The organism is Nostoc sp. DedQUE04 (assembly GCF_034530995.1).
Taxonomy (GTDB): Bacteria; Cyanobacteriota; Cyanobacteriia; order Cyanobacteriales; family Nostocaceae; genus Nostoc.
This window is the reverse complement of the sequence record NZ_JAVRCA010000096.1, coordinates 1-25,641: the sequence shown is the minus strand read 5'-3', so window position 1 is coordinate 25,641 and position 25,641 is coordinate 1. Positions and strand designations below refer to the sequence as shown.

25 protein-coding genes and 4 pseudogenes are annotated in these 25,641 nt (G+C 42.6%); 12 read left to right on the top strand and 17 right to left on the bottom strand.

The genetic code is table 11. The features are described from left to right. Positions 1–53: 53 nt before the first annotated feature. The 4 genes and pseudogenes from RM049_RS36565 to RM049_RS36550 form a co-directional block, all read left to right on the top strand. A pseudogene (locus RM049_RS36565) lies at positions 54–401 on the top strand (SPFH domain-containing protein); the annotation flags it as partial. A 394-nt stretch (positions 402–795) separates the two neighbouring features. After that, positions 796–1,218, top strand: a complete 423-nt coding sequence (locus RM049_RS36560; protein ID WP_322707707.1) for a hypothetical protein — start codon at positions 796–798, stop codon at positions 1,216–1,218. A 106-nt stretch (positions 1,219–1,324) separates the two neighbouring features. Further along, complete coding sequence (locus RM049_RS36555; protein ID WP_322707706.1) at positions 1,325–2,107, top strand: Rpn family recombination-promoting nuclease/putative transposase; 783 nt, start codon at positions 1,325–1,327, stop codon at positions 2,105–2,107. Positions 2,108–2,816: 709 nt separating this feature from the next. After that, on the top strand, positions 2,817–3,236 hold the full coding sequence (locus RM049_RS36550) for a hypothetical protein (protein WP_322707705.1): 420 nt from the start codon (positions 2,817–2,819) through the stop codon (positions 3,234–3,236). Positions 3,237–3,636: 400 nt separating this feature from the next. Here RM049_RS36550 and RM049_RS36545 read toward each other — a convergent pair. Next, positions 3,637–4,140 (bottom strand): annotated as a pseudogene (locus RM049_RS36545) (nitrogenase component 1); the annotation flags it as partial. A 417-nt stretch (positions 4,141–4,557) separates the two neighbouring features. Between RM049_RS36545 and RM049_RS36540 the strand changes: the two are divergent. Continuing rightward, on the top strand, positions 4,558–4,779 hold the full coding sequence (locus RM049_RS36540) for a hypothetical protein (protein WP_322707704.1): 222 nt from the start codon (positions 4,558–4,560) through the stop codon (positions 4,777–4,779). Between the two features lie 524 nt (positions 4,780–5,303). On the opposite strand, the gene RM049_RS36535 is transcribed toward RM049_RS36540, so the two are convergent. Next, entirely contained in the window at positions 5,304–5,474 is a 171-nt protein-coding gene (locus tag RM049_RS36535) for a hypothetical protein (RefSeq protein ID WP_322701781.1), read from the bottom strand. A 56-nt stretch (positions 5,475–5,530) separates the two neighbouring features. Between RM049_RS36535 and RM049_RS36530 the strand changes: the two genes are divergently transcribed. After that, positions 5,531–5,761 (top strand): hypothetical protein, encoded by a 231-nt coding sequence (locus RM049_RS36530; protein ID WP_322701780.1) that lies wholly within the window; start codon positions 5,531–5,533, stop codon positions 5,759–5,761. Here the strand turns inward: RM049_RS36530 and RM049_RS36525 are convergent. The 3 genes from RM049_RS36525 to RM049_RS36515 form a co-directional block, all read right to left on the bottom strand. Beyond that, on the bottom strand, positions 5,747–5,878 hold the full coding sequence (locus RM049_RS36525; protein ID WP_322707703.1) for a hypothetical protein: 132 nt from the start codon (positions 5,876–5,878) through the stop codon (positions 5,747–5,749). The genes RM049_RS36530 and RM049_RS36525 overlap by 15 nt on opposite strands. A gap of 30 nt (positions 5,879–5,908) precedes the next feature. Beyond that, the gene (locus RM049_RS36520) at positions 5,909–6,697 is read right to left on the bottom strand and encodes a KilA-N domain-containing protein (RefSeq protein ID WP_322701779.1); all 789 of its coding nucleotides are present in this window, start codon (positions 6,695–6,697) and stop codon (positions 5,909–5,911) included. 867 nt (positions 6,698–7,564) lie between these two features. Continuing rightward, a complete protein-coding gene (locus tag RM049_RS36515) occupies positions 7,565–7,855 on the bottom strand; it encodes a hypothetical protein (protein ID WP_322701777.1) in 291 nt (96 codons plus the stop codon). Positions 7,856–8,235: 380 nt separating this feature from the next. Here RM049_RS36515 and RM049_RS36510 point away from each other — a divergent pair, with 380 nt between their 5' ends. The 3 genes from RM049_RS36510 (at position 8,236) to RM049_RS36500 (ending at position 9,789) form a co-directional block, all read left to right on the top strand. Beyond that, positions 8,236–8,493, top strand: a complete 258-nt coding sequence (locus RM049_RS36510; protein WP_322707702.1) for a hypothetical protein — start codon at positions 8,236–8,238, stop codon at positions 8,491–8,493. Positions 8,494–8,570: 77 nt separating this feature from the next. Continuing rightward, positions 8,571–8,909 carry a hypothetical protein gene (locus RM049_RS36505; RefSeq protein WP_322674543.1) on the top strand — a complete coding sequence of 113 codons (339 nt, stop codon included), beginning with the start codon at positions 8,571–8,573 and terminating at the stop codon, positions 8,907–8,909. 493 nt (positions 8,910–9,402) lie between these two features. Further along, on the top strand, positions 9,403–9,789 hold the full coding sequence (locus RM049_RS36500; RefSeq protein ID WP_322701775.1) for a hypothetical protein: 387 nt from the start codon (positions 9,403–9,405) through the stop codon (positions 9,787–9,789). Positions 9,790–9,900: 111 nt separating this feature from the next. On the opposite strand, the gene RM049_RS36495 is transcribed toward RM049_RS36500, so the two are convergent. The 11 genes and pseudogenes from RM049_RS36495 to RM049_RS36445 form a co-directional block, all read right to left on the bottom strand. Continuing rightward, a complete protein-coding gene (locus tag RM049_RS36495; RefSeq protein WP_322707701.1) occupies positions 9,901–11,307 on the bottom strand; it encodes a site-specific integrase in 1,407 nt (468 codons plus the stop codon). Positions 11,308–11,381: 74 nt separating this feature from the next. After that, positions 11,382–12,320, bottom strand: a pseudogene (locus tag RM049_RS36490) (nitrogenase component 1); the annotation flags it as partial. A gap of 148 nt (positions 12,321–12,468) precedes the next feature. Next, positions 12,469–13,362, bottom strand: coding sequence for a nitrogenase iron protein (nifH, locus tag RM049_RS36485; RefSeq protein ID WP_322639553.1), 894 nt, complete (start codon positions 13,360–13,362; stop codon positions 12,469–12,471). Positions 13,363–13,716: 354 nt separating this feature from the next. Then, positions 13,717–14,073 (bottom strand): group 1 truncated hemoglobin, encoded by a 357-nt coding sequence (locus RM049_RS36480; protein WP_322650948.1) that lies wholly within the window; start codon positions 14,071–14,073, stop codon positions 13,717–13,719. A gap of 223 nt (positions 14,074–14,296) precedes the next feature. Continuing rightward, positions 14,297–15,196 (bottom strand): Fe-S cluster assembly protein NifU, encoded by a 900-nt coding sequence (gene nifU / locus RM049_RS36475; protein WP_322707700.1) that lies wholly within the window; start codon positions 15,194–15,196, stop codon positions 14,297–14,299. A 113-nt stretch (positions 15,197–15,309) separates the two neighbouring features. After that, positions 15,310–16,515 (bottom strand): cysteine desulfurase NifS, encoded by a 1,206-nt coding sequence (gene nifS / locus RM049_RS36470; RefSeq protein ID WP_322707699.1) that lies wholly within the window; start codon positions 16,513–16,515, stop codon positions 15,310–15,312. 20 nt (positions 16,516–16,535) lie between these two features. Further along, positions 16,536–16,889, bottom strand: a complete 354-nt coding sequence (locus RM049_RS36465; RefSeq protein ID WP_322707698.1) for a 4Fe-4S binding protein — start codon at positions 16,887–16,889, stop codon at positions 16,536–16,538. Between the two features lie 128 nt (positions 16,890–17,017). Then, the gene (nifB, locus tag RM049_RS36460; RefSeq protein WP_322707708.1) at positions 17,018–18,469 is read right to left on the bottom strand and encodes a nitrogenase cofactor biosynthesis protein NifB; all 1,452 of its coding nucleotides are present in this window, start codon (positions 18,467–18,469) and stop codon (positions 17,018–17,020) included. A 1,059-nt stretch (positions 18,470–19,528) separates the two neighbouring features. Next, a complete protein-coding gene (locus RM049_RS36455; protein ID WP_322707697.1) occupies positions 19,529–19,735 on the bottom strand; it encodes a XisI protein in 207 nt (68 codons plus the stop codon). After that, positions 19,680–19,871, bottom strand: coding sequence for an element excision factor XisI family protein (locus tag RM049_RS36450; protein WP_322707696.1), 192 nt, complete (start codon positions 19,869–19,871; stop codon positions 19,680–19,682). The genes RM049_RS36455 and RM049_RS36450 overlap by 56 nt, the downstream gene beginning before the upstream one ends. Next, positions 19,853–20,170, bottom strand: coding sequence for an element excision factor XisH family protein (locus RM049_RS36445; RefSeq protein ID WP_322690818.1), 318 nt, complete (start codon positions 20,168–20,170; stop codon positions 19,853–19,855). The genes RM049_RS36450 and RM049_RS36445 overlap by 19 nt, the downstream gene beginning before the upstream one ends. Here RM049_RS36445 and RM049_RS36440 point away from each other — a divergent pair. Continuing rightward, positions 20,153–20,485: pseudogene (locus RM049_RS36440) on the top strand (zinc-binding dehydrogenase); the annotation flags it as partial. The gene RM049_RS36445 and the pseudogene RM049_RS36440 sit on opposite strands and share 18 nt — an antisense overlap. A gap of 90 nt (positions 20,486–20,575) precedes the next feature. On the opposite strand, the gene RM049_RS36435 reads toward RM049_RS36440, so the two are convergent. Further along, positions 20,576–21,916 (bottom strand): PQQ-dependent sugar dehydrogenase, encoded by a 1,341-nt coding sequence (locus RM049_RS36435; RefSeq protein WP_322690817.1) that lies wholly within the window; start codon positions 21,914–21,916, stop codon positions 20,576–20,578. A gap of 158 nt (positions 21,917–22,074) precedes the next feature. Here RM049_RS36435 and RM049_RS36430 point away from each other — a divergent pair, with 158 nt between their 5' ends. After that, positions 22,075–22,248 (top strand): hypothetical protein, encoded by a 174-nt coding sequence (locus RM049_RS36430; RefSeq protein WP_322674532.1) that lies wholly within the window; start codon positions 22,075–22,077, stop codon positions 22,246–22,248. A 307-nt stretch (positions 22,249–22,555) separates the two neighbouring features. Further along, a partial coding sequence (locus tag RM049_RS36425) for a HEAT repeat domain-containing protein (RefSeq protein ID WP_322707695.1) occupies positions 22,556–25,641 on the top strand: 3,086 nt, incomplete at its 3' end.

Below are 25,641 nucleotides of genomic sequence, written 5' to 3'. Positions count from 1 at the left end.
TTTTATCAATTCAGCGCGGCTGGGTCGTTTTGTGTTGCTTAGTCTAAATTCCAGATAGAAGCATCTCTGAATATATTCGTCAAAAAGCCGCAGACTATGGAATTGAAGTAGATTCTGTCGGTGTCAAAGATATTATTTTACCTGGTGAGATTAAGACTATCTTGAGCAAAGTAGTTGAAGCAGAAAAAGCCGCTCAAGCCAACGTAGTCAGACGTAGAGAAGAAACTGCTGCTACTCGCAGTATGTTAAACACTGCTAAAGTGATGGAGGATAACCCCGTTGCATTGCGTTTAAAGGAACTCGAAGTGTTAGAGCGGATTGCAGAAAAGATCGATCGCATTCAAGTTAACGGCAGCTTGGATAGTATCTTAACAGACTTGATTCGGATGAATCCGCAATGATTTAGTGATTAAAAATTAAGAGTTGGGTTAGGTCGGGTATTGATGAATTTAATTGTGACAAAATGTTTGCGATCGCGCCTAATCTAACCTGTAAAAATTGCTTGTCTCCGGTTAGTTGAAACTTGCGAAACTTTTAGTACATCGCTAGAACGTATTACTTTGGAAGCATTTCACACAAAAATCTTAGACAACTCTACAACAGAGGTAAATTGGATAATGTCGGCGCTATTTTGGCAATTGTACAGACAATTATTCAGCAATTCAGTAGTTAAATTGTATAATCCTTGGAAGGAATAATGCAAAGCTTAAACCTAGATAAAACCATCATTGAAAATTCCATGATTCATAACGTATTTTTTGGAACAATGATAACCACAATTTAACGTACTGAAAGATGAGTCATTTTTTAACACTTGTGATTGTTGATCGCACAGAACCAAACCCAAGCAAAAAAGCTAAAGAATTGATGCTACCATATTTTGAAACGGATGAAGATAATCCATCTTTGCAAGCAAAATGTGACGGATTTGCTATTGGTAGTCAGTATGATGGCATAATTTGGGGTAAGGAGCAACATTACAATCTCAACCCAGAAGAATTTCAACATCGATACGGGCTAGATATTGTGCAATCAGAAGACAATATTCGTCCTATCTCTGCCCTAATGTCTGACTTAGTTTCATACGCTATCGTTACGCCTGATGGAAAGTGGCACGATCGTGAAGGAAAATCCAATGAAGAATGGCTAGAAAAGTTCCGAAGTCTTTTACGCCAATATCAAGACAATATAGTGGTTGCGATTGATTGTCATTGTTGATTAAAGGGATTTTGGCAAAGTACCCGGATTGTTAATAGAAGATTGGACGATTTAATGCGATGGCATCCCCCATCCCATGTTCGCATAGCTGTCGTACAATCTATCCATGTATGACGATACCTGTCGATTTCTTGCCGAAAACTTCTCAGCCGACTTTGCCAGTTGGTTGCTGGGAGAGTCGATAACACTGACGGAGCTAAAACCCTCCGAACTCTCCCTCGAACCCATTCGAGCAGATGCTCTTATTCTGCTTCAGTCCGATGATTCTGTCTTGCACTTAGAGTTTCAAACTCGTCCCAAGTCAGACATTCCTTTTCGGATGTTGGATTATCGTGTGCGAGTGTATCGACGCTACCCCGATAAAACGATGCGGCAAGTTGTGATATACCTTCAGCCAACTCGCTCCGATCTTGTTCGGCAAACGAGCTTTTCAATGGAACGCACTCGCCATGAATTCGACACCCTTTGTCTGTGGGAGCAACCCGCAGCAATTTTCTTGCAATATCCCGGACTCCTCTTCTTTGCTGTCCTGAGTCAAACCGATGATTCAGAAGCAACTTTGCACCAAGTTGCCCAAATTGTCAACGAAATTCCAGACCCAATAACTCAAGCCAATTTGACTGCTGCCTCAGCGATTTTAGCTGGGATAAGATTAGAGGAAGAGATTATTTATCGTCTATTGCGGAGGGACATTATGCAGGAATCTGTGATTTATCGTTCTATCCAAGAAGAGGCAGAAACTAAGGCAAAGGCGAGTATGCAACGAGAGATCGCTGTCAATCTTTTACATGCAGGTGTGGCAATTAACATTATTGCTTCTACAACAGGACTAGCCATTGAGGACGTACAACAACTTCAGCAGCAGATTACTGAACCTCCACAAGCTTAAGCTAATAATTGAAATATTAGAGGCGATCGCACTATCTCGTAAATTAGTTTTATTAACACGCAATCATCGGGATTTGGGCAAAGTACCCGGATTCTTAATTGAGGATTGAACGCTTTAATGCGATCGCCTAGTTTCTTGTCGAGTGGGGGCGTAGGCGTTCGCGTAGCGTCTCGTAGAGAAGCCCGTCGCAGACATCGCTACAATAGTCTACTTTTTTTACTGCGATGTCTACTTCTTGTGTATCTCACACACAATATCTAAAATATGCAGTGCCATGTTTTCAAGTTATGGTAATGATTAAAATATTAAGATTAGCAATGGGAGGTGAGTTATATGGATGACAGGATTATTATTTAGGCTGTTTGATATGTATCCGTAATTGAGTAGATATGCTGGAAATTTTGTAAATAGCAAGATATTGGTAATTAAAAAAATTACTGGTATCATCACAAAGCCCAAAAACCTTAATTTAACCTAGTTGTTAATACTGTTATCTATTCAGGAAATTCAGTATAATTAGGTGATTTAAAAATAGCATTTTTGAGTATTCTCTTTATAAGGATACATTTGCTAAACGATACTGAAATATCAAAAAATTATAGAACTTTAAAAACGACTAAAGTTCATGATTGACGTAGCTTTTACATAAATAAATGCAACTTTTTTTAGCTCTAATATCTTTAAAACTCTCAATTTTAAAGTAAGTTTTATGAATTCGGTTAAAGTTGGCAACTTTTTTGCATCTCCAAATACAGGGGTAATAGGAGAATTAATTACTATTTTAAATAATGAATATGAATTAAAAATAAACAGTCAAGTATTTAGGCTAAATCAACCACAGTTTAACAAACTGATACAAGTTCCAGACACTATACTTCACTTATTGAACCGCCCAGAAGAAATATCGTTAGCAACTAATAAGCAACTTATAGATTCTTTTCTTGAAGCAGCTAAGGTGTTGTACTTTGATGGAAAAATGGAATATACGGTGCTTGAAGAATGGCGAGAGAAGCTTGGATTTACATTTTCTAATGAAATGTCTTCAGTAACGAATTATGGCGACTCATTAGAGTATGGCGGTCTATATCTGGGTGGGGATTGGAGAGATGATTACGATCCACGTTACTAAATTTTGACCTTGAATCTGTTTTTCACTTCATAATACATACTACACCAGACAGGTGATTACTTCTAATGATGCAGTTACTTGCCACAAGTTAGGTAGTTAATGCTATTGCTCCTGTAAAGCGAGGTTATCGCATCTCCTCCATCGCCCTATTCACGATCGCCTACCTTGTCTCCCCTTCAAAGCGATCGCACCATTTAATCTAAAAAATCGTCATTAAAAATAGTCTTTTATTTTACAGTTTTTCTTAAAGCAAAATGCAAGCAAAATCTAAAAACCAGACTCCATAAGAGTTATACTATCTAAAGTATCAAAACAGATTGTTCTTAGATAACGCTGCAACTGGCATTTAGGCTAGAAGTAGGCTCTTTTTTCTACCGCCGCCGAAAAACCTTGCATTATATTATGTTGAGGAGCGATCGCTAGGTTCGGAGTAATCCCAAGAGTGCATTTGACGGAAAGGTAGACCCATCTTTTGGAAGACGTACTTCTCTTTCACACCAGAAGCTACCAAATCAGGCTTCAGCGCTTTGATAAATTCCTCGAATTCGTAAGCGGTAACGTCGTCATAAACGATGGTGCCGTTTTCGATGTAGTGAGTAGTACGTTTGTAGTCGTCATTATGAGCGAACTCATAACCTGTACCAATCATCTTCATGCCCAAGTCTAAGAAAGCTGGGACAACGTGGCGAGGACGTAGACCACCAACCATGATGGCAACGGTCTTACCATCCAAACGGGGGCGATACTTAGCAATTACCGCATCCATTGTGGGCTGATATTTGGCGATAACTTTCTCAGCGTTTGCTTGGATTGTTTCGTCAAACTTAGAAGCGATTTCCCGTAAAGATTCAGCAATCTTGGTGGGGCCGAAGAAATTATACTCAAGCCAGGGTATACGGTAGGCTGAAGCCTAAAACCCTTATATATCAATAGTTCTGCAAGTCTGCGTTTCGTGTGGCTTGTTTTTGTCTTAAAGCTCGTTATTTAAACATCCAAAACCCCACTGCAATGGTAATCTGATTTGCAAATTGTGGCTTAAGGGCTATGAAGTTTTAGCTGTATACCCAATAGAATTAGAAATCGATTAACCCTCGACTAGAGATGCAACAGTGGTTTATGAGTCAAAATTCGCAGCCGGATAACATATATGTTGTCCGATAAATTTTCGTCAATTTTCGCTGGCGGATAACTTAAAGTAGTCCAGCAAATTTTTGTCAAAATTCGCAGCCGGATAACATATGTTGTCCGGCAAATTTTTGTAAATGCTTGCAAGGCATCTGTCAAAGTTTATACACTTGTTTAAAACGCGAGTGTATTTGGTATGAAAGCAATGGGAAGGCGGATGAGCCAAAACGGAGTAGTGCATTTGATGGATAGTGAAAATCCGCGATCGCAAACTTGGTTTACCTTGTGCGGTCGCAAGATTCGCGCTGCTCACGCTCTCCCGTTGCAAAAGTTTGAGAAGAGCGAAAACTGCTGTACGGTTTGCGTTCGGATGCAATGCAGTAACTCACTGCTGCACTCTCGACTAAACGCAGCATGAATGCGCGGCTATAGGTACTTGGTTAGACTGCCACCAAAATCCTTAGAACTTTCTGGCGAAACCTATTAGGTTTTTATCTTTATTCTTCACCAATGTTTCTGAGCGGAAACATTAGATGTTTCCCCTAAGTTTCATAGTGAGTACGGGACATAGGGAAATGTTATACATTTCCAAAGTACGGGACACTCGTTGTGCAGTCGTCGCTATAGGAACCCTTAAGGGTTCCTAGTCCGTTGTGCAGTCGTTGTAAAAGCGTTTTTTAAACCACGCAAAAATCAAGGGAAATATAATATATATCCAAAAACTAAACCACGCGGAAATTGCAGCTTGCACGACTGCTGTTATGCAGCGTTATAGCGTTGAGCGAGGGTTAAGGGGTCGCATAGCACAACATGGGGTCTAGCAAGCCTTGTAATGAGTTAGTAAGATTTTCCACCCATAGGGTGGTTACATTCCTAGTAGCGTCCGTAGAACATACGTCGCTTCGGAGCCTTAACCCCCCGTGTCGTAGAACAGTCGTATGGTTAAGGTTTAGAAAACGCGATCGCGTTGCGGAAGATTTGCGCGATAGAGCAATAATCGTTGCGTAGAGAAGTTAACTTGTCTGAACCTAATGCTTTGCCAGGGCGATCGCTCGCGTTACGGGCAATTTGTGCCGTGTTCTTTGTTAGCACCCTATGGGTATTAATCAACATTTTGGTGACTTATGACCAGTGCCTCGCGCCGCTCAACAATGGCTAAACCTTAAGGTTTGTACGAAGTTCTTCATCAGCGATCGCCCAACGTTTTTGTACACAATCGGCGGCGGCTGCTCTTAGTGCTGCACGTTGCGGCAACTTCCAATTTCAACTTACAACTTCATCAGCTAGTTGGTGGAAGTCGGAAGTCAAAACCGGAAGTTACATCTATTCAATTGCGATCGCAATCGAGCGAGCGTGTACGCCATTGCGTTGTCATTGAGCGAAACTCAGTCAAGGGTTAAGGCTCGACCGGGAAAGCGAGCGATCGCGCACTGTAATTGCGTTAAAAACTGCATCGGCAAGCGTTGCAACAGGCAATGAGCGATCACGTACAAAAACGACCCCTGGTCGTTGACCAAGGGCCGTTTTTATAGTCCACGGGTACTACCTCAAAAGTTATAAGCGCCGCCTTTCTCTCTTACCCAATCACGAATTTCTAGGATGAAATAGCTGAATAAAGCAATTTCATCTTCTATTGATATAGATGAGTCCAGCTTTACTGATATACCTGAATCCAGTCTTCTATGTCTCTCAAAAAATGTATACGCACTCTGATAAATGTTAGGGTATTTCTCTTTCAAAAAATCTTCTAACAAGTCGAAGGTATCTTGACAGAGTGGAATACTGAAAACAAGTTTTTCGCAAGGCAATCCAAACTTTTTGTTTAAGAGAGACACTAAATTAGATTCAGAAAGTTTCTCTCCCCACTCAGGCTGTTTTCTGAAGCGATCAAGCGCGATTGGATTTGTGAAACAGATGAAATCGCGCTTATAAATGAAGCTGTACTGCTTCTGAACTGCCTCGTTGATGATATCCAGCCCTTCTACTGTGTTTTGGCGTGAGGCAATATCAGCAGCAAGCGTTGGGTCAGCCTCGGCATATCTGATAAAAGTCTCGGCTACATAGTTGGCGAAGGCTGGATCGAGGTAGCTGGCTAGGTGAACTGCCATGATTGGGTGAACCCAAGTTACCCAAGTTTTACCTACGCGCTCAACAATCCAGGGTTCAGCATTTGACTGTGTATTTTTCAAATGCTCGAATCTAGCCTTGGTTTCTGGGAATCGCTTCCAGTTTTTCAAGTCATACCCAAAACGCTTACACCACTTGGTGGCATTGATGTAGTTGTCATCTCGCTGTGCATCTTGCACCAAGTTACCAAACTGTTCTATGTTTGACATATATAAATTTTTCATTGTTTTGAAAATCTTAAACGACTCCGGCTCAAACAGGGGTTGTTTTTTTTTAGCCTACAGACACTACCACCACACAGTGAAAATAAGTAGCTACTGGAAGCTACAAGACAAAATTTGATACACCTGTTTGGGTGAGTCAACTTCAAGGTTTGGGTTTGACGGTGTATTTTCTACACTGTCAACTTCAAAATTCAGGTTTGACAGTGTATTTTCTACACTGTCAACTTCAAAATTCAGGTTTGACACACCCCAGGAGGTGTGTCAAACTCTCAGTGGATTACCCTTAGAAACACCTCAAGATACTGCCAGCACAAGCTTAGACATTATTTTTGGTGAAAGTATCTACCAACACCCCCAGCACCCCCCAGCACCCCACCAGCACCCCCTACCAGCACCCCATCGACCTATACATAGCAAGCAATACAGCCGAAGGTGCTGGTCTAGGTACAGAGAATTCGTTAGAAAAAATCTGAATGAGTAAGAGAAAAAACAATGGGCGTTTTTCGCTGGTTGACTCACCAATCGCTAGAAGCCTTGCCAAACACCAACTTTAGGGGTGCTGGTGGGGGGTGCTGGTGGGGTGCTGGGGGGGGGTGATCGTCATCGACGACGATCACCCCCCGATCACCCCCCCCGATCACCCCATCAACCTATACACAGCAAGCAATACAGCCGAAGGTGATCGTCTAAGTACAGAAAAATCACCAAAAAAATTGAATGAGTAAGAGAAAAAATTATGGGCATTTTTCGCAGGTTGACGATCACCAATCGCTAGAAGCCTTGCCAAACAATAACTTTAGGGGTGATCGTGGGGTGATCGACGATCACCCCTAAGAAGGGATGTTTAATTAATTACATTGGCTCTAGCTCCCAACTATCAATCCAGTCCCATTCGTTGTCATCTACCTCAAACCAAGGGTGTTCTTCTGGCAAGGAAGCCATGTACTGCCAGTCCACGCCAGTCCAGGAAAGACCAAGCACTGTTACCGGGTACAAGATTTCACCCTGCTTCACTTTTGTCTTGTGCAGCACGGTTTGACCAATGTAGTATTCGGGCTTGCTGAATTCTTTACTCACTCGCAAACGCCAAAACTTTGGCGCTTGACGAAAATTGCCCAAAGTAGGGCCGTCAACAGCTAACATACTATTGCCTCCTTAGTGGCTGGTAACTAGTAAGGGGGAAGTCGTGCCAGGGGGAGAGGTGTCAACTCTCTTTCTGGGGCGCATTCAAGCGCTGACTTCATTTGTCGTATCTGAAATCATTGAAGCAGATTTCGCAACAGATTGCGATCGCACTTCTTTAGCTGAGATGATCATTTATCCATCTGTTGTGGGTAGGAGAACTTTGGGGCGATACGACGCTACGATTTACTCGCTGTTACCTTGTTTACTATCGTCTACTCAATGTCTACGAAACAGTCTAAGCTACTACTTCGTTGGTTGTCAACTATGTAAACGAATTTGTTGACGACCTATGCTGGTTAACTTACTATGTTGACAGGTTGTACACAGGTAGTTTACAAATGCGTAACAATATAATTTCATTTCGGATCAGCGATGAGGAATTAGAAGCACTGCAAGCTTTCCAGACTCCAGAGGACAAATCCCCAAGTCAGACAGCTGCAAGATTACTAAGGGGTTCATTTGCTAGGTCTACAACTGTGTCTACAAAAACTCCAGATGTAGACATACTGGAAGTGTTTAAGCAAGAGGTGGCAGCGAGTTTTAGTGAAGTGCGATCGCAACTGGAGGAACTGCGGGGAAAATTGAAAGCCCGGTAGTAGAGAAGGAAACTAGCACTACCGGGCAAGAAAGCAATGAAGACTCAACTGTAGCGAACAGCGAAACTATCGACCAGTTGCAAGCTGAAGTTAAAAGCCTAGAAACTCGTCTCAAGCATTCCCGCAAGGAAAAGAAGGAGCTAGAGCAGCAATTGGCTGACGTTGAGCGAGAAAACAATATCTTGAAGGATGGAACAGTTCTCAACAGGAGATTAGAACAGATTAGGGAACTGGAGAGAGAAAACCAGCAACTCAGGCAACAGCCGCAGACAGCAGGTACATTCGTGCAGCCAGACTATGAGGCAATTCGCGATCGCACACTCAACAAGCTAAAAGTTGGCAAGCAATCAACGGCAGGAAAGGCGATTGAAGCCTTTATTAAAGAGCTTACGCGTGGGTCAATCGGCTCTCTATAACCTGACTTAAGTAGCTCACGTGTGCGTCTACAGTGCGCCTACACTTTGTCTACAGTTGACTTAAGTAGTCCATGTGTGGCACACGTCTAGCTTATATAGGCCACATGTCATGCTCATGTGTGGCACTATTGAGGCTCAATACCTCATCTCTCATCTGTCTACACTGTCTACAGAGAAATTGCCCTAAATTTAGGGCTGTAGACGGCTAAAAACCGTTTTGTATAACGTTTTTAGCAGCTGTATACAAATTATCCAATGCCGTTTTTAACAGAATTTCCCAAAAAATAGGGATTTTTTCTAATACATTGCCCAAAAACGTAGCAGGGCTAATTTAACAGCTTAGAGTTGGCACACTGCCAAAGTTAATTTGCTAAAAAATAAACCGTTCACGGAAACTTTAAAGTAAGATCAGTACCCTTGCTGTATCAGTCTTTAGGAGCGACAAAGTAGAAATGAAGTAACAAATTTTATTCTCCTAACCAGTATTTTTTTTATGAAATTTCCGTCTAAAGTTTTGGCAGTTTTAACTTCTTCTTTGGGCTTATTTTCAATCAATTTTGCTATTTCTCTACCTGCTCAAGCGTCAGTTACATGTGAAGGTGGGACAATTAGTAATTATTCAAATGGTTCGTTGGCAAGTTGTATTCTTGGACAAGATACGACCGTGCAGGTTTACAGTCCCAGTTCTGGATCATCTAATTTTGAGTGCCAAGCCCAAAAATTTATATCTTTTGATGACAAAGCACAGTTTACGAGTTGCCAGCTTTCACAGGAAATCCAACTTAGAAAAAGTAACTCAACTGAAACATGTCCGGCAGGATATAAAGTATACGTTTCAGTTTCAACTAACGGTATTCAATCCATTACTTGTAGTCCCTAAGAGGATGTTTTAACTGGGGGCATTGCAGGCTAGTCAAGTCTAGCTTGACTAGTCAGAGCTTGACTGAGCGTTGAGCTTGACTTTGAAGTATTGCCGCTTGAGTTTAGAAAGTTAAGTAGACAGCAGCTCGCTAATTTGATGCCGTGCCAGAGCTTGCCTGAGATGTTCCACCTCAGCCCTTAGCCGTGCATTCTCCTGTATCAACGTATCCATGTCATCTTTTTTATCCACTGCCTGCTTAATTACCTTCCTCCGGTTCTCCAAACTGAACCACTTCTGATATATCTCAGTGTGAATCTCTACAGAATGCCCCAAATTATCAGCAGCAGCTTTAATTGGAATGCCCATCATGTGCGCTCGAATTGCCCAAGCATGGCGTAAGTCATAGGGCGTAAACGGAATATTTACGCGCCTAAACCATGATGAACAATTAACCCGAATAGTGTTGATATCTGTAAAACTAGTCCTGCCATCAGTTTGAGATTTTAACAGTTCCAAATACTCTACGTTTTTTAAATCAAACAAGTAAACCCATTCAGGATGTAGCGGTAAAGCTTCTCTGTAACCAGTCTTAGTATCTGGGTGAACCTTCCATGTATTATCTTTATTTTCAGGACTTAACCACCAATCAATTTCAGGATTTACAAACAATTCTCTTGGGCGTAGTCCATAAGTGGCAAGCATTCCATACACCCATTCCCACATCTTCCAACTATCTAAACAACTCTTCTTGATTGTTAAGCTTCTAGTCAAAGAGTAATGATGAAAAGATTCCTGATATTTGATGATATCCTGATCGTTGGGAATGTCCCTAGCCTGACTTTTGGGTTGTGTGGCTTTGAAATGTTCGAGAGTGAAGCTAGTTAAATTAAGAGTTGATTTTAAAACTTTCAACGATTTAACAGCGCTGTATCTAGCAAAATCTTTCGTCAACTCTGCAATTTTTTTGTCAATCTCCGATTGAGTCAATAAAGTATCTACCCCAATCAACCGCCGTAAATAATCCTTGTAATAGAAAAAGGTGTGTTTACTTTTTTCTGTTAATTTGTGTGTTTTGAAATACTCAGTTTCAAACTCTTCTAAAACATCACCAAGGGTTTGGGATCTGTTGGCGACCTTAGCGATTTTACCCAGATATTTATCAGTCCATTCAAACTGTTTGCGGGCAAGCAGCTTGCCTAGCTCGTTTGCCTCTTCCTCTGCTGTTCTCAACCCGTCCAAGCTTGCAGGGATATTTAGCGAAATCTTGTACTGCTTAAAACCAGTTCCTTTAGTGTCGCGATCGCCGGGTTTGATTGGTAGAGACGCTTGCAATTGAATTGTGTCCCGTGCCACGACCAAACCCACTTTGACCTTAGCGGCTTTTAAACGGGCCCTAGTGTCTGTCAAACCTTTCTCAAACTTGCGTTCCAGATGCTGCCGAGTAGCTTTCATGTGTTTCTGCGTTCCTAAATAGCTGCCATCGGTAGATGCTGGCGGAGTGAAATCCTCAAAAACGTCCTGTGCCTTGCTTTTCATTGTGTCTTAAATGTGTCTTAAAATTTAGTCCATTTAGAACAATGTTTAAATTGAGCAAAGTTAGACCTGGACTAAATCTTGGTATCACGAAACATTAAATCATACTTCGTACAGGGTATACCATAAGCTTCTTCCATGTGACGGCTGATGTAGTTCATCGACCGATAACAGTGGATGAGGTTCATCTTCACGTTGGGGGTCATCAACATTTCGTTGATGGTGCCATCACCTGACCACTGAGCGACTACGCGCAAGCCGATTTCTTCTAACAGGATGCGGCTAGCCCAAGCATCTCCACCGATGTTGTAGTCACCAATGATGGCTACATCATAAGGAGTACCTTCAAACTGAAGTGTACCGTCTTTTTTCGCTTGGTCTGCTCTGGTGAATACCCAGTCACGAACCATGTCGTTCGCAATGTGGTGTCCCAAAGATTGGGAAACACCCCGGAAGCCTTCGCAACGCACAGGTACAACTGGCTTGCCGATTTCTTTGGATGTCTTCCGAGCTACAGCTTCGATGTCATCCCCAATTAAACCGATGGGGCATTCAGATTGAATGGAAACACCACGGTTGAGGGGGAAAAGTACATCAAGTTCTTGGATTAGCTTGACAAGTTTTTTGTCACCACCGAACACGATATCTCTTTCTTGGAAGTCAGAGGTGAAGTGCATGGTACCAAAGGTATCAACACCTGTGGTTCCAATGTAGTAGTTACGACGACCAGACCAAGACCAGTAACCGCAACCTACAGGCCCGTGACTGATGTGGATCATGTCCTTAATAGGGCCCCAAACCACACCTTTAGAACCGGCGTAAGCACAACCACGAGCGGTCATTACCCCAGGCAGGGATTTGATGTTAGACTTAACGCCGCAATCGGACTTACCTTCTTCGTATACGCCTAAGTGCTTTTCGCGCTTTTTAGCAGCTTTTTCTGGGTAAGCACTGAGAACTTCTTTAATTAGTTCTTTTCTTTCTTCAATGATGTTTTGATTTTCTGGAGGTGTCATATTTAGCCTCTGTGATTCGTAAGGATCGGGGCATAGGGGGACTAGGAGTCCCCTCTAAGGTTAGGGGGGAGATGCTAGAGAGAGGAAAAGGTAAGATATAAAACTCTTCCTTTTTCCTTGTGCTAAAGCGTTATTTATTAGCAGCGACTTAGACTACAGGAGCTTCAGCGGCAGTCTTACCAACCAACTTGGCAGCATTTTCGTCGCTTTCGAGAATACCGAATTCAATCAACAATTCTTCTAGTTCTTCCATTTCGATGGGTGTAGGAATAGCCAGATTCTTGTTGTCGATAATTTTCTGAGCCAAAATCCGATATTCGTTAGCTTGGTTGCTTTCAGGTGCGTACTCGTTAACAGTCATCCGGCGCAATTCTGCGTGTTGAACAATGTTGTCACGAGGTACGTAGTGAATCATTTGGGTGTTCAACCGTTTTGCCAAGGTTTCGATCAATTCGATTTCTCGGTCTGTGTTACGGCTGTTACAAATCAAACCACCCAAACGCACGCCACCGGTGTGAGCATACTTAAGAACACCACGAGCGATGTTGTTAGCAGCGTACATCGCCATCATTTCACCAGATGTAACGATGTAGATTTCTTGTGCCTTACCTTCGCGGATTGGCATTGCGAAACCACCACATACAACGTCACCTAATACGTCATAAGATACGAAGTCTAGGTCTTGGTAAGCACCATTTTCTTCTAAGAAGTTGATGGCAGTGATAATACCACGACCAGCGCAACCTACACCGGGTTCTGGACCACCAGATTCTACGCAACGAACGTTACGGAAACCGGTTAACATTACTTCTTCGATTTCGATATCTTCTACTGCACCACGTTCTGCGGCGAGGTGAAGAACGGTTGTTTGAGCTTTGCTGTGCAGCATCAAACGGGTGGAGTCAGCTTTAGGGTCGCAACCGACGATGAGGATGCGTTGACCCATTTCTGCCATAGCTGCCAAGGTGTTTTGAGAAGTGGTAGATTTACCGATACCACCTTTACCGTAGAAAGCTATCTGTCTTATGTTTTCTTCTGTCATTGTTCGTGTTTCCCTACAATTGGTTGGTTGGTGGGTCTATGCGTTTGTCAGTTGCGTTCACGCCAGTTGAGCGACAGTAGTGAGCGCGTGTAGAGCATCGTTGGTAGCGTTGGCATAAATGCCTGCTGGGGGCGATCGCTCCACAGCCATAATGATTGAGAGTAGGTACATATATTTCGTGGTTAAATTGTTTTCTTTTGGTTTTTTGTCCTTTGTCCTTTGTCCTTTGTCATTTGTTTTGACAAAGAACAAAGAAAATTACGCGATTTACAAATACGTCATAATGTGTTTCAGCTTGCAAGATTCAATAGGACTTGATATTGCTATTTGTCAACAATCAATGCATAAGTCCTATTACTTGTTCAAAATAGCGCCCTTCATGTTTGTGACGCGATCTAGTGCAGCTTTGGTGTCTTCTGCTGACACTCCACGCACAGCCATTGCTTCACCGAGATGCTTGGCGATCGCATCGAAGTGTGGTTGCTGTAGATTCAATCCTGCGTGGGTTTTGTCCATTGGACGACCGCCGTATTGCTTTGGCCCCTCAAATATTTGAGCTAAGAAAGCAACTAGATGATTGCGTTGCTTCGCCATGTCTGTACCAGCAAAAATGGGAGCGAGGAGGCTGTCTGTGGCAATGCGTTTGTGGAGTTCATCTACTACTTGTTCAATAGCTGGTTGTCCACCAATGTTGTCGTACAATGTGCTCATATCCTGTTCCTTTGAAGCGAGTTGGATGATGAAATTTGCAAGTAGGCGCTTAATGTATGAAGCCTATATGCTGTTAGCCGTGATAGCTAATTTAGCTATCGGTTCTCGGTAGGATTGAAGCATTGATGTGGAGACAATTATATGGTTCAAATCCTACTTTCTGTTCCTGGCTGAATGCATATTAGAGCGTATTTGTAGATTACGTTAAGTCCTACAGCAATTCCTAAACTGCTTCGACTACAAGGCTCTTGCTGACACGATCTTGTAATCTGGCTTCGATCGCAATTTTTAGAGTTGCTGTACTACTAGAACAGGAACCGCAAGCACCTTGCAGTACAACTTTAACGCGATCGCCTTCTACATCATAGAGTTCTACATCTCCCCCGTCTGCAATCAGTACGGGTCTGACTTCTTCATCGAGAACCTTTTGAATTAGAGCAATCTTTTGCACGTTTGTTAGCGCTCGTTGCTTTGAATTAACAATTTCTGTGGCAACTTGTACGCCGTAATTGTTGAGAGCAGGTGAGGCGTATTCCTGTTGAACTGATCTAATAATATCATCAATGTTCGCCAGACAGGAACCGCATCCGCCCCCAGCTTTTACATAATTTGTTACTTGTTCGGCATCCGTGAGATGATTTTCTAGAATCACGCGGCGAATTTTGGACTCGCTGATGCCAAAGCAACTGCAAACTAATGCACCTTCATCATCATCATCATGGCTAGCTAGAGGTATGCCACGATAATTGTAGATAGCGGCTTCTAGCGCTTCTTGTCCCATCACAGAGCAATGCATCTTTGCTTCTGGCAAACCACCCAGGTAATCTGCAATGTCTTTGTTGGACACTTTTAAGGCTTCATCTAAGGTTAAACCTTTGACCATTTCGGTTAATGCACTAGAAGATGCGATCGCACTAGTACAACCAAAGGTTTGAAAGCGAGCATCTAAAATCTTGTCAGATTCTACTTCCACTTTCAGGTGTAATCTCAGAGCATCACCGCAAGCAATGCTGCCGATTTCGCCCGTTGCAACCTTAACTCCAGCTTCGCCCGTTTCTTCAATTTCTCCCTGATTTTTGGGATCGTAAAACAGTTCTAATACTTTATCGGTGTAGTCCCACATAACTTTTGTCCTTTGTCATTTGTCATTTGTCCTTTGTCACTTGTCCTTTGTCATTTGTCACTTGTCATTTGTCATTTGTAAAAAACTAATGACTAACGACCAATGACCAATGACTAATGACTAATGACTAATGACTGTTCTTGCAACCAACCTGCTTCATCATTTTTGAAGGGTGAGAGGGCGCGTAAACGTTCTACAATACTGGGCATTACCTCTATCACTCGATCGATTTCGGCTTCTGTGGTGTAGCGACAAAGACTGAAGCGAATTGAACCGTGCAAAGTTGTGTAGGGTAAGCCCATTGCCCGCAGGACGTGAGAGGGTTCCAGAGAACCGGAGGTGCAAGCAGAACCGGATGATGCACAGATACCGTATTTGTTCAATAACAGTAGGATTGCTTCACCTTCGATGTACTTGAAGCCGATATTTGTAGTGTTTGGCAATCTCTGCGTAACGTCACCGTTAACGACACAATCGGGAATTGTAGCTAGTAAAGTTTGTTCGAGGCGATCGCGCAGCTTTCTTTCTCTGGCGATCGCTTCTTCTAAGTGTAACAGTTCTAGTTCCGCAGCTTTGCCCAAGGCAATAATTGCTGGAACATTCTCTGTTCCCGCCCTACGTCCGCGTTCTTGGTGTCCCCCAATTATAAAGGGACGGAATCGAACTCCGCGCCGAATATATAAAGCACCAATTCCTTTAGGCCCGTGCAGCTTGTGACCAGACAGAGTTAACATATCCACCGTGCTAGTCTTCATATTCAATGGGATTTTTCCCACTGCTTGCACCGCATCTACATGGAAGATAGCGCCATATTCTTTTACACGCAACCCAATTTGTTCAATCGGGAAAATCGTTCCGGTTTCGTTATTAGCATACATAATTGTCACCAAGGCGGTGTTACCCGTCAAGGAAGCTTCTAGTTCATCTAGATCCAGCTGCCCTTGATGATTTACTGATAAATAGGTAACACTATAACCTTGGGTTTCTAATTGTTTGCAGACATTGAGTACTGCTGGATGTTCTACTTGAGTAGTGACAATATGTCGCTTTTCTGGTTGCGCTAACAATGCGGCTCGAATCGCCGCGTTATCTCCCTCAGTTCCACAACTTGTGTAGACAATTTCTGACTCATCGGCTCCGAGGATGGCTGCAAGTTGTTCTCTTGCTGTTCTCACTGCTTTACCGACTTGCCCACCAAAGGTATGCATACTGGAGGGATTGCCGTAATAATCTGTGAGGTAAGGTAGCATTACCTCTATAACTTCTGGGTCTACCCTAGTGGTGGCATTATTATCGAGATAGATGCAGTTATTTTGCATTGTTGTCTTCTAATTACGAATTACGAATTACGAATTATTTGGGGTTGGCGCTTTTGCAACTGTTCGGAGTATTTCTGGGAATAACAGTTAAACCAACGTTCCCAGTAATCTTGTTTATTTGTTAATTTAGCAACTACGCGGTTGTAATTGGTAAACCAGCCTTCCCAGTAATCGCTAGGCTGCTTAACGCAACCGTTGCAGGTGGGACAACCAGCTTTACACTGAGGCATGGTATGAATGCTACCAATACAGTTTGTACAAAGTTCAGGGTCAATCCAGTGCTGTCCGTCAACCACTTTAATTGCATTTGTGGGACATACCGTTAGACAGAGATTGCAGGAAATACACTGGCTAGTAAGAATTTTGTAAGCCATGATTTATTCTCCTTTTGGGAATGGGGGATTGGGCATTGGGCATTGGGCATTGGGCATTGAGGATTGGGTTTAGGGGAGGGCATTGAGGATAATTCTTATCCCATGCCCCATGCCCTATGCCCCAGGCCCTATTCGTTATTCCCTAATTCCTTAACGTATTGCTCGTAGAACTCCAAAGCAACCTTTTCAATTACGTCGTAAGCTTCAATAGTCTTGATTCCAGCTTCTTGCAATTTTTCTTGAGGACAGTTACCAATCTTGGAAACTAAAACTGCTTTGCAATCTGCGATCGCTTTCATAATATGCTCAAAAGAAGCTTCTTCGCCGTATCCACCTTGGCAGTATTGGTCAATTTTGCGATGACCGACAAAGCGAACTTCGTTTCCACCCACTTCGTAAATTTGGAATTCTTTCGCATGACCAAAGTGTTGGTTAACTAATCCGCCGCCTTTGGTTGCTACTGCAACTAAAACTTTCGGACTGTTGGCAATTTTCTTACCAGCTAGCGCCTTATCTTTGGCTACTTTAAGTTCTTCTTTGAACTTCTCAATTCCTTCGTGAACAGTAGCGCGTTGTTCCATGTCATATTCGGGAGCCATTTCCAAGAATTTCTCTTTGGAAAACTCCTGACTGCGGTCTTCTCCCAATAATCCGACTGCATCGGCACGGCACTGGCGACAGTGACGCATCATTTTCATGTTACCAGAGCAGTTGTCTTGAACTTCTTTGAGTTCTTTGGGTGTGGGGCCGCGTTGACCGGTTAAACCGAAGTGTGTGCCATGTTCTGGTGCAGAAATCAATGGCATGATGTTGTGCAAGAATGCACCTTTTTCACGAATGACTCGATTCACTTCAACTAAGTGATGGTCATTAATTCCGGGAATCATCACGGAGTTGACTTTGCACAAGATGTCAGCATCTTTCAGGGCTTGCAATCCTTCCATCTGTCTTTCGTGGAGGATTTTTGCACCTTCAAGACCTCTATAACGCTTGCGTCTGTAGTGAACCCAAGGATAAATCTTAGCACCGATCTCTGGATCTACCATGTTAATGGTGATCGTCACGTGATCTATATTTAATTGTTTAATGCGATCGATGTAGTCAGGGAGCATTAAACCATTGGTTGATAAGCACAGCTTAATGTCTGGTGCTTGCTCTGCAATCAACTCAAATGTGCGGAAGGTTTTTTCTGGGTTCGCTAATGGGTCGCCAGGGCCGGCAATTCCCACAACTGTCATTTGAGGAATCTTACCACCAATGACCAAAGCTTTGTGTGAAGCTTCTTCTGGTGTTAGCAATTCGCTAACTACTCCAGGACGGCTTTCGTTAGCGCAATCATATTTGCGGTTGCAATAGTTGCATTGAATGTTGCAAGCTGGTGCAACTGCAACGTGCATCCGCGCGTAGTGGTGATGAGCGTCTTCGCTGTAGCAGGGATGTTTAGCAATGCGTTCTTGGAGCTTTTCGTCCCTTTCCACGGTGGTGCTGGTGGTGCTGTCACAGCCGCAACCACCTGATTTTGCTTGGGTTGGCGATTCCGTAGCGTTGGAGTTGAGGAGTCGTGTAGACGGTGATGTCATTGAGTTTCGCAAAAGGTCGGTGGACTTGGCTGCCACTGTGGGAGATGCTGTTGCTACTCTTTCATGCCCAGAATTGAAGTCGCGTCTTCCACACTGCCTGCAAACCCTTGGGTGAGGGCGACTTGTTTTCAAGTAAAGCAGGCGATAGATATCTGATGTTCGGCTGGTGTGTGTCAACGTTCGGTTCTTGGGTAGAATTTGTGCTTACAGCCGCGACTTCTCTTCACTTCAGGCATGGTGCTATGTCATCCCTCCACTCACTCTTCGCTTTGTTTTGTTTCAGAGCGTTAGGTGATTGGCGATATAAGATTTATAGCAGCCGTCTCCCAGCCAGATGTTGCGTCTCTCTAGGATAGAATTTATTGGATTTATTACTTTTGTACTCAAATACTAAAAACTCTAATTCTTCAAGGATTACAAGAATTAAAAAAGTTTTTTTTAGGTAGGGGTTCTAGTATTTTTTGGTTGGGGTTCTAGTGTTTATAGATGGGGGTTCAGGATTTCTTTGTACTCAGCTAAAACCCAATCCCAGCAATAACTTTAACTAACTTGAAACTAGGTTTGGGTTATTTAAATGTGTACTCAGATTTCCCTCCACTTTCGTCAAAAGCAATAAATGACAAGGGTTTGAGGGTGAAAAACTGGAGTAGTCTATATCGTTCTACTCCAGAAACGTGCGAAATTCAATTCTGTATCTAACATATCATTTTTTTGAGGGTAAAAATGCAATTCATATTTTTTTAATTTTTGCTTTGACAATCATATTCAATTGTGGTTCTAAGTCTTGTCTGGTAAGCCATATAAGCTGTTGCAAATAGGTGTGTTGCTGCACATAATTTTCAAAAAACTTAACTTTTAACTCCTTTTTTTCATTCCCACAATGAGGAGATGGGCAGGAAACTCTCAGGTTTTGTGTTTGAGAGAAACAACAAACTATAATCTAACATGATTGAGCGATCGCAATGATTTTTCTGAATTGCTCATTACAAACCTTAGCAAAAACCTCACCCCCTAACCCCCTTCCCGACGCTCTAATACGACGGGCTGCGCCTACGCACCTTAAGCAACTGCATAGCCTGTGTAGGGTCTTAACTCCGGTGGACGAAAGCCAAGGACGATGTGTTCTTTAGGAATTCCAGCCCGTTCTAAATCGGCGGCAATGCCTTCTTCAGTGCCATCCCGTTGAATCCAGATTTTGCCATCAATCAGGTCAATATGAACCAGACAGCCATGAATGCGGCGATCGCCATTCCAACCTAGATCCATCCATGAAATAGCGATCGCGGTTTCGATCGAACACCACTTCTGATTGAATATCCGCATAGGAATAACTCAGTGAATATGCTTCACTGAGGATAGTTTCAATCACCTGGCGATAGTGGTCTAATTGGGTATAATCCATTGTTTGATGACCTCCTGTTTTGGATCGAATGTAATCAGTTTTAAACGATGATTTCTTAATAAAAGCTTGCCAATGGGTTCTTCAAACAAATCATCAAAAACTCTGTTAGGCACTGCAAGATATAACATTCGCTCTGGCTCCAACTCAATTAAGATATCCTGATATAAAATATACTGGCCTAACGCTTTTTCTAAATCATCAACATCCGATCTGCCGCTAAAACTTTTAATCTCAACTGCAATTTTGTATTCTGCCTTTTGCGCCGCTAACAGTTGTCTAGCAAGCGATCGCTCTCTCAAACTAAAAGAGTCCTCAAACCCAATGGAATTTATATCACCACACTACCCAGCCCCGAAGTCTTTTTAGAGAGCGTCTTAACAGCGTTTCTTCCCGGTCAAAAAGCCAAATTTATTTTGCAAAAACCCAACACTCAAGATTTGATTTATTTGAAAGACTTGATTGAAGCGGGTAAAATTCGTGTGGTAATCGATCGCACATATCCCTTACAAGAACTAGCAGCGGCTCATGCTTATAGCGAAACGGGCCGTGCAGTGGGAAAAATTACCTTAGTGCAGCCCGTCGTAGACATCGCAGTTATTACCAACAACATTTAAGTTATCTCAGTTGCCTTTGTATACTCCTGGAGTCGTAAGAAAAGACTAGGAAATTCCGCCATTAGGGTCTTTGTAGACCTTAATCAGTTATCACGGCGTGTAGGAAAGCTTATAGATAGCGCCGCTATAGTCATCCGAAATTAACAAATTACCTTGTTGGTCTACTACCATATCCACGGGTCGCCCCCAGGTTTCTTGCGTTGCTGGAACTACCCAACCGGTGACTAAATCTATCTCTTGTCCTGGGGTTTTTGTTGTACTGTTCCAGGGAAAGTAAATTATTTTGTAGCCCGTTTTCTTCTGCCGATTCCATGAACCATGCAGCCCTGCCACTACCCCATTTGAGTATAGGCTGGGAAAGTTGGTATTTTGTAAGAATGTTAGTCCCAAGGGAGCGGAATGGGCTTGGATACCTTTGCTAATCCTGTCCAGTGTATTGCAATTAACACTTCCATTAGCATTGAACTGATAGTCGCGGTCAAATGGCATATTGTCAAGGCCATTTGGGGTATAAGGATTGGGATTGCAGAATGGCCAACCGTAGTTACCGCCATCTCGAACTTTCGTGAACTCCTCTGGTGGGTGGTTGTCTACGTAGGAGGGGATAATCTTACCGTAATTGCCACTGCTATCGTTGAAAGGATAGGCGATGTTATCTCGATTATTAACGACTACCCAAAGATCGTTTGTGCCAGGTAAGAATGCTAACCCTTCAGCGTTACGTAAACCTTGAGCAAAAAGTCGCTGATTGGTTCCATTAGCGTTGTACTGGTAAATTGCACCACGCTTTGGATTACTCACAGTATCTTCCTTACAGGCATTGCATGTAGAGGCGATCGACACGTACAGTTTGTGGTTGGCATCAAGTGCGATATTTTTCAGTTCGTGACCATAAGCACCTTTGAGTTCCCGCGTGCTGCCGTCTGGTAAACCAGTTACAACGATTTGACGATTTTTCGCTACTTTATCTCCAGAGTTGTAGATGAAGCGGTTAATTTGATGAGTCTCAGAGATATAAATGTATGTGGTGTTGTCAATCTTATGAAACACAATGTCGTGTGGTTTGCGTAGACCCGTTACGAAGTCAGAAATAATCGGGTCTTTGCTGCCATTTGGCCGGACAATTAACACTTTACCGGAACTGGGCTGTGATACTAGAAGATCCCCATTGGGAGCAACTGCCAGAAAGCGAGCTTTGTTAATGCGAGCATAAACAGAGATAGAGAATTTGGGCGGCACTTTCAAGTAACGGGTAGTATTAAAGGGCCAAGAGGTCATTGTACTAGGCACTTTCAGCTTGGTTTCAACAGACGCAGGGGGGGGTTGACCGATCGCTGCGGTGTTAAGAACCTCTAAGGACATCAAACTAATTAGCGATGCAGATAGTATGCGTCCAAGTATCTGTGTTGGTTTTAAAGTAAATGCAACCATTTTGAACTTCCCTCTAGCTTAATAGCGATCTGTGTTACATATAATTCTCGGCTAGCCGATTTTACCGAGAGTCTGAACAAAACTAACTCAGAGGTGTTATTTTTTGGAAATATTTAAAATATCTTTATCTACTGCTATATTTTCTAACTTATCAAAAAATGGGTGAACCGATAAAAAAGGCAGAGCGATCGCTCTTGTCAACTAAAATATTTCTCAAGCTACTTAGCCTTGAAATTATTATGCAGAGCGTCTTAACAGCCTTCCTTCTCGGTCAAAAAGCCAAGTTTGTGTTTGACAAACCCAACGCTGAGGACTTGGTTTTTCTCAAATAGTGGTAATTGATTGCACGTATCCCTTGGTATAACTAGCGGTGGCTCATGGTTGTAACAAGGTAGTTTACGAATCTGGTTTTTACCCCACCCTAACCCTCCCCTTGGAAAGGGGAGGGAACTAGATTCCTGTTTCCCCCCTTTGCAAGGGGGGATTAAGGGGGGTAATTTGACTTGTATGTACACCGTAGCCTAAAAGAGAGAGGTTCTTCAGATACCTGTGATGTTTCTGCAATAACCCTGAAATCTGGAAACATGACTCCAGCTAGTGGATATACTCGTAATCAAAATCTCAACAGAAGCGAGTATTATGCTGGACTGGTTAGCTATGTGGGGTGTAACTCAGGCCGCCGGGTTGATTTTTAAACCCATTCTGGAAGACTTAGCCAAGGATGCTGCTAAAGATTGGGCTAAAGATTTATTAAAAGGCATCCCTGGCAAGATTTTCCAGAAACTTAAGAAGGAAGACATAGAAATTGCTGCGGGGAAAGCCTTAAAGGAATTTTTGCAACTGATGCAGCAGCAGTTAAAGGTTCGTTGCAAACTGACTGAAACTGAGATTAAAGAGTACACCACAGACATCCAGAAATTTATCAGCGATAAGTCGGTTACAGAAATTCTTGGTCAGGCTTTTGATATTAATTGTGAATCTCTAGACGCTAAAATCCTAGAAGATAGTTGGAATAGGCTGCAATTAAAACCTCTGCCATCTAAGTTTAACTGGCAATCAATTACAGAACAGTATTTAACACAAGTCCAAGAACTTCTTTTAGATTCAAAAGATTTACACCATATCCTAGAATTACAAAAGTTATCTGATATTGAAAAAAATACAAAAGAAATTGCTGGTATTATTCCAGACTTTGATTTGCCAGGATATCAAAAAGGAATCCGCGAACGTTATGGCAATCTCAAGTTAGATAGCTTAGATACTAGCAGCTATGCCTATAACGAACTGAAATTATGGCGGATTTTTACTGCTCAAAATGTCCGGGAAACTCATCAAGTTTTACCACAATTTCACGAACTGCCTAAAGAACATCTTCGACGGCTGCGAGAAAGTGAGCAAGTAGAAGCTGTTGAATTAGAAGAATTAGAACGCCACAAACGGGTTTATTTTGAACAGCCAATCCGTTCAGTTTTAGATGTTGTCAATAAAAAGCAAGATTATAAATATCTTGTGATTTTGGGCGATCCTGGTTCGGGTAAGTCTACATTGTTGCAATTTTTGGCTTTGAATTGGGCAGAGTCTCCACTGGATAATGTTATCTCATTACCAATTCCGTTGCTAATTGAGTTACGCACTTATATGCGGCGACGGGAAGATAAAGAGTGCAAGAATTTTCTCGAATTCTTTCATCAATGTAGTGGTGCAATTCATCATCTCAATCAGCTTGAACTAGATAAACAATTAAAAGCTGGTAATGCCTTAGTGATGTTTGATGGTTTGGATGAGGTATTTGATCCTGGTAAGCGAGAGGATGTAATTACTGATATTCATCGCTTTACTAATGACTATCCTGATGTGCAGGTAATTGTCACTTCTCGGATTATTGGCTATAAACCGCAACGATTGCTTAATGCTGAGTTTCGCCACTTTATATTACAAGATTTAGATTCAAAACAAATTCAGGATTTTATCTACCGTTGGCATGAGTTAACTTTTACCGATGCAGTTGATAAAGTGAGAAAACGGGAACGGCTACAAAGAGGAATTGCAGCTTCCAAATCTATTGCAGAACTGGCGGGAAATCCTCTGCTGTTGACGATGATGGCAATTCTGAATCGTAATCAAGAGCTACCAAGAGATAGAGCGGAGCTTTATAATCAAGCATCGCGGGTACTGCTACATCAATGGGATGTGGAGCGTGTTTTGATTGAAGATAAGAGGTTAGATCCCAAGACTATTGATTATAAGGATAAGCAAGCGATGCTGCGTCAGGTTGCTTATCTTATGCAAACTGGTGAGAAAGGGTTGGCTGGTAATTTGATTAATGAAAATGATTTAGTCAAAGTTCTGACTGATTATCTCAAAACCATAGAATTTGATAAACCCAGAGATGTTGCGCGAGTGATGATTAATCAACTGCGGACTCGCAACTTTATGTTATGTTTCCTGGGTGCGGATTATTATGCTTTTGTGCATCGGACATTTTTAGAATATTTCTGTGCTTGGGAGTTTGTCTGGCAGTTTAAAGAAACGCAAACGCTGACTATTGAGGAACTTAAGAATGAAGTTTTTGGCAAACACTGGCAAGATGAAAGTTGGCATGAAGTCTTGCTGCTAATTGCTGGAATGATTGAGACTAAATTTGTTGGCGAAATTCTTGAGTATTTAATGGCGCAAGATGGCGAAAGGAAAAAGTTTGTTAATCTTTTTTTAGCGGCTAAGTGTCTTACAGAGGTGAGAAATCGCTCGGTGATTATGCCAATGGCAAATAAATTACTTGACATCCTCAAACAACGCGCTACCCAGGATCATAACTACAATGTGCGACGTGCAGCAGTCCAAGAATTAGCCAAGAACTTCAAAGATGACCCCGAAACCAAAACCTTCCTCAAACAACGCGCTACCCAGGATCATAACTACAATGTGCGACGTGCAGCAGTCCAAGAATTAGCCAAGAACTTCAAAGATGACCCCGAAACCAAAACCTTCCTCAAACAACGCGCTACCCAGGATCATAACTACAATGTGCGACGTGCAGCAGTCCAAGAATTAGCCAAGAACTTCAAAGATGACCCCGAAACCAAAACCTTCCTCAAACAACGCGCTACCCAGGATCATAACTACAATGTGCGACGTGCAGCAGTCCAAGAATTAGCCAAGAACTTCAAAGATGACCCCGAAACTAAAACCTTCCTCAAACAACGTGCTACCCAGGATGATAGCTACAATGTGCGACGTGCAGCAGTCCAAGAATTAGCCAAGAACTTCAAAGATGACCCCGAAACTAAAACCTTCCTCAAACAACGCGCTACCCAGGATGATGACAGGGGTATGCGATATGCAGCAGTCCAAGAATTAGTCAACAACTTCAAAGATGACCCCGAAACCAAAACCTTCCTCAAACAACGCGCTACCCAGGATGATGACAGGGGTATGCGATATGCAGCAGTCCAAGAATTAGTCAACAACTTCAAAGATGACCCCGAAACCAAAACCATCCTCAAACAACGCGCTACCCAGGATGATAAGGAAGATGTGCGATATGCAGCAGTCCAAGAATTAGCCAAGAACTTCAAAGATGACCCCGAAACCAAAACCATCCTCAAACAACGCGCTACCCAGGATGATAACTGGGGTCTGCGACGTGCAGCAGTCGAAGAATTAGCCAACAACTTCAAAGATGACCCCGAAACCAAAACCATCCTCAAACAACGCGCTACCCAGGA

What these genes read in the sequence shown, in the direction of transcription:
- RM049_RS36560 (WP_322707707.1), top strand. Translation starts at nt 796, where the DNA reads ATGAGTCATTTTTTAACACTTGTGATTGTTGATCGCACAGAACCAAAC.
- RM049_RS36555 (WP_322707706.1), top strand. Translation starts at nt 1,325, where the DNA reads ATGTATGACGATACCTGTCGATTTCTTGCCGAAAACTTCTCAGCCGAC.
- RM049_RS36550 (WP_322707705.1), top strand. Translation starts at nt 2,817, where the DNA reads ATGAATTCGGTTAAAGTTGGCAACTTTTTTGCATCTCCAAATACAGGG.
- RM049_RS36540 (WP_322707704.1), top strand. Translation starts at nt 4,558, where the DNA reads ATGAAAGCAATGGGAAGGCGGATGAGCCAAAACGGAGTAGTGCATTTG.
- RM049_RS36535 (WP_322701781.1), bottom strand. Translation starts at nt 5,474, where the DNA reads ATGTTGATTAATACCCATAGGGTGCTAACAAAGAACACGGCACAAATT.
- RM049_RS36520 (WP_322701779.1), bottom strand. Translation starts at nt 6,697, where the DNA reads ATGTCAAACATAGAACAGTTTGGTAACTTGGTGCAAGATGCACAGCGA.
- RM049_RS36515 (WP_322701777.1), bottom strand. Translation starts at nt 7,855, where the DNA reads ATGTTAGCTGTTGACGGCCCTACTTTGGGCAATTTTCGTCAAGCGCCA.
- RM049_RS36510 (WP_322707702.1), top strand. Translation starts at nt 8,236, where the DNA reads ATGCGTAACAATATAATTTCATTTCGGATCAGCGATGAGGAATTAGAA.
- RM049_RS36500 (WP_322701775.1), top strand. Translation starts at nt 9,403, where the DNA reads ATGAAATTTCCGTCTAAAGTTTTGGCAGTTTTAACTTCTTCTTTGGGC.
- RM049_RS36495 (WP_322707701.1), bottom strand. Translation starts at nt 11,307, where the DNA reads ATGAAAAGCAAGGCACAGGACGTTTTTGAGGATTTCACTCCGCCAGCA.
- nifH (WP_322639553.1), bottom strand. Translation starts at nt 13,362, where the DNA reads ATGACAGAAGAAAACATAAGACAGATAGCTTTCTACGGTAAAGGTGGT.
- RM049_RS36480 (WP_322650948.1), bottom strand. Translation starts at nt 14,073, where the DNA reads ATGAGCACATTGTACGACAACATTGGTGGACAACCAGCTATTGAACAA.
- nifU (WP_322707700.1), bottom strand. Translation starts at nt 15,196, where the DNA reads ATGTGGGACTACACCGATAAAGTATTAGAACTGTTTTACGATCCCAAA.
- nifS (WP_322707699.1), bottom strand. Translation starts at nt 16,515, where the DNA reads ATGCAAAATAACTGCATCTATCTCGATAATAATGCCACCACTAGGGTA.
- RM049_RS36465 (WP_322707698.1), bottom strand. Translation starts at nt 16,889, where the DNA reads ATGGCTTACAAAATTCTTACTAGCCAGTGTATTTCCTGCAATCTCTGT.
- nifB (WP_322707708.1), bottom strand. Translation starts at nt 18,469, where the DNA reads ATGACATCACCGTCTACACGACTCCTCAACTCCAACGCTACGGAATCG.
- RM049_RS36455 (WP_322707697.1), bottom strand. Translation starts at nt 19,735, where the DNA reads ATGGATCTAGGTTGGAATGGCGATCGCCGCATTCATGGCTGTCTGGTT.
- RM049_RS36450 (WP_322707696.1), bottom strand. Translation starts at nt 19,871, where the DNA reads ATGGATTATACCCAATTAGACCACTATCGCCAGGTGATTGAAACTATC.
- RM049_RS36435 (WP_322690817.1), bottom strand. Translation starts at nt 21,916, where the DNA reads ATGGTTGCATTTACTTTAAAACCAACACAGATACTTGGACGCATACTA.
- RM049_RS36430 (WP_322674532.1), top strand. Translation starts at nt 22,075, where the DNA reads ATGGGTGAACCGATAAAAAAGGCAGAGCGATCGCTCTTGTCAACTAAA.